Genomic DNA, 8,141 nt, shown 5'->3' with positions numbered 1-8,141 from the left:
TGATTTTAAATCACCTTAACCTTCCTTCAGTCTTGTCTTATGGTACTCTGGCTGCTTAAAAACTGTCCGGAGTATTGGTTTCAAGCTAAATAATATTATCTTACCTTTTTCCCAATTATAAATTACATTTTTGCCAATTTCCAGAGGTGTTTTAATGTTTGATTATTTAATATGTCGATGCAGAATTTGCGGGTAGCGTCTAAGAGGTTTGCAAGGCGTGGCTAGCTAGGAGAGAGTGGGAATATTTGTATGGTGCGGATACATCGACAATCCCTACATTCAAGTTTTTTAAGGGATTTTTGACGGCGACGCACCCGCGCGATCGCTATTGTATGGTTTTTGAGAATTTTTATTGCAGGATGGTTAAAAAAACAAGCCCAACAATTGTTAACAGGCGAATTGAAATATCAAAAACCATAAATCAAACTCTTGCTGCAGTCGCACGATCGATCGCACCTCCCCCAATCTAAATATTCCCTGACATTTGCTTGCCAAGTCGAAGTCATTACGAGTATGATTTAAACAAGAGTAAAACAGACAGCCGCCATGAGGATTGCAGAAATACCCCTCAACCAGATTCGCCGCCCCTTGCCGCGAGTCAACGACCAAACGAAAGTAGCCGCCCTGATGGAATCGATCCGCGAGGTAGGTTTAAACGAACCCATCGATGTGCTAGAAGTAGAGGGTCAGTATTACGGATTTTCCGGCTGCCACCGGTACGAAGCTTGCCAGCGTCTCGGTTTAGAAACCATCCGCTGTAATGTACGCCGAGCTCCCCGTACCGTGTTGCAGATGCACTTGGCCTGAGCCTCTCAACAGCAATTTACGACAGGCTTTGGTTCGATCGCCCAAACCTTTCTCAGATATTCGATCGACAATCACTAATAACAAGGTACAAATTTATGACTGCCAACAACCACAAACAACATCTTTACCCGACGCGGATCGATATGTCAGCCGGCACCCGCACTCAAGTAGTCGGGCTGCTCAACGCGACGCTGGCTACGACTCTGGACTTAAAAACTCAAGTCAAGCAAGCTCACTGGAACGTCAAAGGCATGGACTTCTATCAGTTGCACTTGCTCTTCGACGAAATGGCGGGAGAACTTGAAGAATATATTGATATGGTTGCCGAACGAATCACAGCGTTGGGCGGTTTGGCTGTAGGAACAGCCCGCAGCGCCGCCGCCGATTCGATCCTGCCAGAATTTCCTTTTGACATTGTAGAGGGCAAACAATTCGTGACTGCTTTGGCCGATCGCTATGCACCCTACGCCAAACACCTACGCGCGGCGATCGACAAAACATCGGAACTCGGCGATGCTGACACCTCCGACTTGTACACCGAAATTTCCCGAGTAATTGACAAGCGCTTGTGGTTCCTAGAAGCCCACTTGCAAGGTTCTGCGACAACAGGAACAACAGTCGCACCCGAAAAAGTGGCCGCAAGATAGCCAATTAGCGTTGTGGGGCCGGCACTTTTACCAGTAGGCCCCAAAGATGTATTGTCCTTAAGACTCGCGACAGTTTACGATCGAGAATATGTCCATTTATCAATTTGGATGACTTTTTCGTGGCAGCTAATATTCCTGATTATGCTCCTCAACTGCAGCGTCTGATGCAAGAAGCGGGGCTTTCGAGCGATCGAGAACTCAGCCAAAAAGCAGGAGTTCCCGAAATTCAGCTAAGCCGCCTGCGTCGCGGCTTAGCTTTGAAAACCCGAGCCGACATCCTGCTCAAAATCAGTCAAGCTTTGGAAATTTCCTTAAATGAACTGCTCGCAACCTTGGCCCCCGAGTTTGTAGAGTTAGAACCTGCGCCGCCGAGTGCCCTAGAGCAAGAATATCAGCGCCTGCAAGCTACCATCGAAGAGCAGCGAGAATCTTTGCTGCAGGAATTTCAGCTTTCTAGCGTGCAAATTTTAGAATCTTGGATGTTGCAGTGGCCGACTGCTGCGAGCAAGGCTGAGGAAAATCACAACTTGCGGGCCCAGAAACTGCTGCCGTTGTTGCGGCCAGTCGAGCAGTTATTGAAGCATTGGGGAATAGAGTCGATCGCCGCAGTCGGAGCCGAACTTCCCTACAACCCGCAACAGCACCAGCTCATCGAAGGAACAGCCGAGCCGGGAGAATTAGTTAAAGTTCGCTACACAGGCTACAAACAAGGCGACAAGCTCCTCTACCGCGCCAAAGTTAGCTTGGTTTGAGCGATCGCCCAAGGCATTCGGTACAATAAAGATTTTCCAGTCCAAAAATAACTCGCCCCCTATACACCAATAGTCCGATCGCCATCTCTGGCACTCAAAACCCTTGGGGCGCTGCGGGGTTCTGGCGCTTTTCCCCTCTGTTATTTGGATCGGAGTCCATCTCGCAGCTATACTAACCCTAGTCTGGCTAGAAATTCTGACATTCCCACCGCAAAATATGAGTCCTGTAGTTAAAATTATTCAACCCTCTGGCATTTTAGACGGCACCAAGGCAAGTCAATTCCGCCAAGAGATTAGTGACCTAGTGGAAGCGGGAGCCGATGTGGTATTGATCGACTTCCAAGATGTGACATTTATGGATAGTTCTGGTTTGGGCGCTTTAGTCTTGGCGCTCAAAACAGTCCGGGCCGCTGGAAGTCAATTAGTTGTCTGTTCTATCAACGAGCAAATCCGCATCTTATTTGAACTCACCAGCATGGATCGAGTTTTCGAGATATTTTCCACCCGCGATGCTTTTAATAGCAAAATTCTCTCAACTAACTAAATCCAGTGGCTGCTGTATTCTTGCTATTTGGTCGCAGATGTGCTGCCATAACTCAGCTAGCCAAAGTTTACCTTGAGTAAAGACCAATCATCATCAAAAACTGCTTTGGCGTTCAACTTTTGAGTGTATTTCAAAACTTGCTCTAACTGGTCGGCACTTGCATCGTTGTAAGCTGCTAGCAGGTCGATGAATGGGTCAAGCCCCCAGATATTGCCGTCAGGTTGGTGGATCTCGTATACCCCGTCGCTAAAGATGTAGAGAGTGCTAAAAGCCTCCACATCGCAACAATTATCGACATAGGGGGCATCGGGGAACATCCCGACGGGCATTCCGGGGGTTTTTAATCGCTGGATTTTAGCCGTGCTTGTCGGCGACTGGGAAATCAACACTGCCGGGGGATGGCCAGCGCTGGCGTAAACTAGCTGGCGAGAAATGCGGTTGTAAACGCCGTACCAGATGGTGAAATACTTGTCATTTTGGTAGCTCATCTGGAAGGTGGTGTTGAGGGCGCGCAAAACGTCGCTGGGTTTGTAGTAGTCAATGTTGGGCAGCGCGCGCGATCGCAACAAATTCAGCACGGCGACAGAAGGTAGCGCCGCCCGCAAACCGTGACCGGCTACGTCTAGCAAGTAAATCGCCAAAGAATCGGCATCCAGCCAGTTGTAGTCGAAGCAATCTCCCCCCAACTGCCGGGAGGGAATGAATTTTGCCTCGATGCTGACAGGTTCCGTCATCGGATCTGGCAGCAGCGATTGCACGTACTCGGCTGCCTCGGCTAACTCGGCTTCCAGGTTTTGCATCGCAATTTTCAAGTCTCGGCCGAGTTGGTGCAGCCGCAATCCGGCGCGTACTCTCGCCTGCAACTCGTTAAGTTCGATCGGCTTGGAGATAAAATCGTCGGCACCTGCGTCGAGCCCTTTGACTCGATCGGCGATCGAACCCAAAGAAGTCAACAAAAAGAATTGTGTAGTTGACAGATCCGGATCTGCCTTAACTCGAAGGCAAACATCAATGCCGGTCAAGCGCGGCATGATCCAATCGCAAATGATCAGCGCCGGACGTATTTTTTGCGCTTGGGCTACACCGTCTTCGCCATTACTTGCTACTGTCACTTCGTAACCCTGTTTTTTCAGGGTTCTCCTCAGCAGTTCTTGAACAGCAGTATCATCGTCAATAACCAGAATTTGAAACATGGGCACTCAGGTACTACAAGTCTTTCAAGGTCTGGGGGTCATTAAAAATATATTCTGTCAGCGCGGTAGTCTGAGATTGAGTATAGTCTAATAACATCGCTTTCCAGGTAAATGCTTTTGCCTGCCAGCCATCAAGTTCAATTTACCTTTAAATTTGAGCAAAATTTTGGCGAAGTCGAACTTACCCAGTTTATACTCAAAATATAAACTTTTATAGACTTTTTTGGGCGGCGGGCGTGAATTGACATCCGGGTGACACTTCTGGTATAATGAAGAGCTAATTACTCGATTTGACATTTATTTTCCTAGCAGCAAAAGCTAGTACGATCGAACTCCCATTCAAATTTGCCTAATTTTACAGGGCAAAAGAGTTGACAACGTGGAAAATGACTGGGCTGGTGAATTACTGCGATGGGCGATGTTGGCGCTAGCAGTTGCCCGCCTTTTGAGAAAAACAGTCAAAAACGTAAAGTACAGGCAAGACAATATTTGTCTATATTTTATGGAACTATAATTTCAGTGGCAGAGCGTGATTGAATTCAAAGGTTCCGAACAGTTGCAAGTCCTAAAGAAAGCGGATCTTCAAGTCAATACTGGTCTGAGTGCTTTAGAAAAAGTTTTATCGTGGTTTGGACAATTGTACGATCCGCGAATTCCCACAAGTGTATGGATACGCTGTCAGTTGGCTTTGGCTGAGGGTTTTACAAATGCGGTGCGTCACGCCCACGAGGGTAAACCGCCGGATTTGCCGGTGGAGATTCAGGTGGCGGTGTGCAGTGAATCTTTAGAGATAGACATTTGGGATTCGGGCGCTGCGTTTGATTTAGAGCAAAAAATTAAAGATATGTCGGAAAAAATCGATTGTGAAGCTTCGGGGGGGCGGGGCCTAAAGTTGATGAAAGACATCGCAGACAGTCTCAGTTACAAGAGAATGGCTGATGGACGGAACTGTTTGTCGATCGTCAAAAATTATACCCCCTGTATCGACGATCGAAAATAACACTGATATTTTTAGCCGATAAGGGTTGAGGGTAGCCCTCAACCCTTCCCTTAGAAGTCTGGGTGACTCTTAAGCCACTACGCAGCTTACGATATTTTGATTTGACTGCTTCCCTAGATACTGGCAATTCCCATAGCATCAGTATTTCCGGTTCTTCCGTACTTATTGTCCTAAAACATTATCGCACTGCCGTCGGAAGCCCGTTAATTGGCAAAGGAGGTAATCTCGGTGAGAATGTCTATTGGCTTCGATTTGCTCAAACGCTTCACAGGCTGGGATGAGTCAGAAGTCTGATTTTTTATCTTACCCAGATTAGTTTGCTTCTAATCTGGGTAACATTAACGAGAGAGCGGATTAGCTGGAGAACCAATGCGAAAAAGAATCGTAAAAATATTATCATTCAATAATAAACGATTCCCGAAAACATCATCACCATAATCATATTGGTTATTTTGCCAATTGAGGGATAGGGTAGGACTGTTGTAGTTATTTTCCAGTTGCCAACTTACACTAGCACCGTAGAGAGAGCGAGTCGAGTTTTTATCGATGGGGGCGATATAACCAGACAGAGTGAGAGTGCTTAGAGGACGGATGGTTAACTCAGCTAGTAAGCGCTCGTCGTAGGAATTGGGTAGGATATTACCAAAATAGTTGGTCAAACCAAGAGAAACAATTCCCCAATTTACGCGAGCGCTAAGGACAACTTCACTAGCTGGTGAAATACTAACTAAATCACCTATTCTGGTTTCTCGATCGAGAGCATAATTGAAGCCGGTTGATAAGGTTAAATTTGCCCGCCTGCTGAAGCGAAAGGTTTTGGCTGCACTACCCCAAATTTGGCTGTAATAATCGCGATCGGGGTTGAGATAACCAATCGCACCGCCGCGAAAACTCCAATTGTTTAGCGTGTTTCTAGTGTAATCAGCACCGACGTAGAGTTTGGGCTTTTCCGAAGCAATCGCACCCGTATAGTATCGCAGGATATCTTCGCCTCCCGTCCAGTTTCCGGTAAAGCTGAGATGAGGATAGTAAGAGCTTTTTTCTCGATAGATACTTTCTCTAACAAAATTGACATCTTGCTGTAAAAAACCCAAATAAACTTGGGCATAAAAATTCTGCAAATTTGCAGTAGAATACTGATTTTGGTTAACCGCAGACAATGACTGTACATTGGTATCTGCTCCACCTTCTGCACCAGCATCCACAAGGGTGATTTGTGGCCCTGTTGGAGCGTAAAAGATTCGACCATCTTCAATATTGCGATCGATCACGGGAGAAAGACCGAGCCAAAGGCTGTTATAATTCGCTTTAGGAACTTGATTTATGCTGGTGACATTAGGCGTTAAACTTTCTGCCCGTCCGAGTCCGGCGGAATATATCGTAAAACTACTGCTGGGTAAACGAGTATTATTAGCTGCTAAAAATAAGTTGCGGTTGATATTAGTATTAACGGGATTTTTACTGCCTTCTAGGTCAGGAATGACATCGGGTAAAAATTGCGCCCCCGCTTGAATTGCCGTATTTAGCCAGCGATTTTCATCATCAATAAAGAGAGTAAATCCTCGAATTGTTCGCCCTAAAACGGCTTCTCGATCGTTAGCTTTAACAACTTGACGAACTCGGGAAACAGTACCTGCAATCGTATAGTCAACTTCTTCCTTTCTATCAACTTTTGTTTTTCGGGATTGGCTGTTTCCCGGATAAGCACCCGAATTGGGAAAATAAAAATCGACGCCAATCGGTTGACTGCTGGTTCCCCCTTGAAAGCCGGGAAGCTGCATAAAAGCCAAAGTTTCTGGTTTGACAACTTCTCCAACTTGAGACGTTTGAAAGACGCGGGTAGGTACGAAAAACTCTGGATCTATACTATTGCGATCGATCGCTAAACCTGGGGTATAAGTACATTGTTGGTCGCTGGAAGTATTGGGAAAAAGACAAGCCGCCGTTAAACTCATTTGAATTTCTAACCCCGTCATGGTTTGGGGTGCGGTAGTTGTCGTTGTAATTTTTCGTTCTAGGGGAACAGTCCGCAGTTGCAAATAAGTGGCTTTTTGATCCACTCTATAAATATTAGTTCGGCTTAAGCTTTCAGTTACTCGACTTTTAAGTTTGAGAGTGCCATTTAAAAAAATATCGCTGTTTGTGGTGTCAGCAAAAGTCTTGAAACCACTAAACTCCCATTCAGTTAGATGGCTGATGGGAATGTCATTGAGAGGTAAATTGGTCGTGAATGGGCTAATTTTTTCGTCTGGAGCGATTCTAGGTGGAATAATGTAATCGGGGTCAGTAGATGGCGCAGAAGGCTGGGGCAATCCGTTAGGAGTATTAGTTGATGGAGGTTTTGCGGGTTCAGGTTCAGAGGCTAAATTTGGGGATGAGGGTTCCAAGTCTGTAGCATAAGTAGACCAGTTTGGTGTTTCTGATAAAGGGCTGGCTTCTGGAAGGTTGGAAACACTTGGAGCGATGGGAGGTGGAATAATATAATCGGGGTCAGTAGATGGCGCAGAAGGTTGGGGCAATGCGTTAGGAGTATTAGTTGATTGGGGTTTTGCGGGTTCAGGTTCAGGGGCTAAATTTGGGGATGAGGGCTCCTGGTTTGTAGGATAAGTAGACGAGTTGGGTGTTTCTGATAAAGGGGTGGTTTCTGGAAGGTCGGAAACACTCGCAGCAGCAGAATCGAGTTGATTGGATGTGTCGAGTAAATTGGAGCGAGTTTGTGCTGTGGCTGGGGTTGAGCAAGCGATGCTCAGGAGAGTCAAACCGACAATACTACAATTGTATGCTGTTGAGAGGAGCGCAGTAGGGTTAGCGATAATTTTTAGGAAGTTAATTGTCATTATAAGCGCGGCAATTAGGGATTAAATCTATCAGTTAATACAGTAATTTTACCCTGACATCCTGATGATTTAATAAATATTAAATCTCTGGCTTTAATATTTTTATATATAGGGCGTATAAATCATATCGCTTCCGGTAGCATCGGGATTATTAGCCAAAATTAGGACACGGCACTGCCGTGTCCCTACAATATTATTTTCGGTAGGGACACGGCACTGCCGTGTCCTCTATATCATTCCGGTGCAACCGGAATTGATATCATTGGTACAAATATGTAGGGGTAGTGCCCTGTGCAAACCCCCACGGATCGCGGCAACCACGGGGGTTTTCCTCTACAAGAATTACACAATTTATTTAGGC

General features: G+C 46.1%; 7 protein-coding genes. 5 read left to right on the top strand and 2 right to left on the bottom strand.

All coding sequences use genetic code 11. The features are described 5' to 3' along the window. The first annotated feature begins 546 nt into the window (after positions 1 to 546). The 4 genes from QUA97_RS13150 to QUA97_RS13135 all read left to right on the top strand — a co-directional run bounded on the left by QUA97_RS13150 (position 547) and on the right by QUA97_RS13135 (position 2,750). The gene (locus QUA97_RS13150) at positions 547 to 807 is read left to right on the top strand and encodes a sulfiredoxin (protein ID WP_333194835.1); all 261 of its coding nucleotides are present in this window, start codon (positions 547 to 549) and stop codon (positions 805 to 807) included. Between the two features lie 95 nt (positions 808 to 902). Continuing rightward, positions 903 to 1,454, top strand: a complete 552-nt coding sequence (gene dps, locus QUA97_RS13145; RefSeq protein WP_333194833.1) for a DNA starvation/stationary phase protection protein Dps — start codon at positions 903 to 905, stop codon at positions 1,452 to 1,454. Positions 1,455 to 1,618: 164 nt separating this feature from the next. Next, positions 1,619 to 2,206: a helix-turn-helix domain-containing protein gene (locus QUA97_RS13140; protein ID WP_442922514.1), complete on the top strand. Its 588-nt coding sequence runs from the start codon at positions 1,619 to 1,621 to the stop codon at positions 2,204 to 2,206. Between the two features lie 217 nt (positions 2,207 to 2,423). After that, entirely contained in the window at positions 2,424 to 2,750 is a 327-nt protein-coding gene (locus QUA97_RS13135) for an STAS domain-containing protein (protein ID WP_194011010.1), read from the top strand. Between the two features lie 56 nt (positions 2,751 to 2,806). On the opposite strand, the gene QUA97_RS13130 is transcribed toward QUA97_RS13135, so the two are convergent. After that, positions 2,807 to 3,943 (bottom strand): PP2C family protein-serine/threonine phosphatase, encoded by a 1,137-nt coding sequence (locus QUA97_RS13130; RefSeq protein WP_194011011.1) that lies wholly within the window; start codon positions 3,941 to 3,943, stop codon positions 2,807 to 2,809. Positions 3,944 to 4,472: 529 nt separating this feature from the next. On the opposite strand from QUA97_RS13130, the gene QUA97_RS13125 reads away from it, so the two are divergent. Beyond that, entirely contained in the window at positions 4,473 to 4,943 is a 471-nt protein-coding gene (locus tag QUA97_RS13125) for an ATP-binding protein (protein ID WP_333194829.1), read from the top strand. Positions 4,944 to 5,281: 338 nt separating this feature from the next. On the opposite strand, the gene QUA97_RS13120 is transcribed toward QUA97_RS13125, so the two are convergent. Next, positions 5,282 to 7,780: a hypothetical protein gene (locus QUA97_RS13120; RefSeq protein WP_333194827.1), complete on the bottom strand. Its 2,499-nt coding sequence runs from the start codon at positions 7,778 to 7,780 to the stop codon at positions 5,282 to 5,284. Positions 7,781 to 8,141 lie beyond the last annotated feature (361 nt).

Source organism: Microcoleus sp. CZ3-B2 (assembly GCF_036705055.1).
GTDB lineage: Bacteria > Cyanobacteriota > Cyanobacteriia > Cyanobacteriales > Microcoleaceae > Microcoleus.
This window is presented reverse-complemented; position numbering and strand designations above follow the sequence as displayed.

What these genes read in the sequence shown, in the direction of transcription:
- QUA97_RS13130 (WP_194011011.1), bottom strand. Translation starts at nt 3,943, where the DNA reads ATGTTTCAAATTCTGGTTATTGACGATGATACTGCTGTTCAAGAACTG.
- QUA97_RS13140 (WP_442922514.1), top strand. Translation starts at nt 1,619, where the DNA reads ATGCAAGAAGCGGGGCTTTCGAGCGATCGAGAACTCAGCCAAAAAGCA.
- QUA97_RS13150 (WP_333194835.1), top strand. Translation starts at nt 547, where the DNA reads ATGAGGATTGCAGAAATACCCCTCAACCAGATTCGCCGCCCCTTGCCG.
- dps (WP_333194833.1), top strand. Translation starts at nt 903, where the DNA reads ATGACTGCCAACAACCACAAACAACATCTTTACCCGACGCGGATCGAT.
- QUA97_RS13135 (WP_194011010.1), top strand. Translation starts at nt 2,424, where the DNA reads ATGAGTCCTGTAGTTAAAATTATTCAACCCTCTGGCATTTTAGACGGC.
- QUA97_RS13120 (WP_333194827.1), bottom strand. Translation starts at nt 7,780, where the DNA reads ATGACAATTAACTTCCTAAAAATTATCGCTAACCCTACTGCGCTCCTC.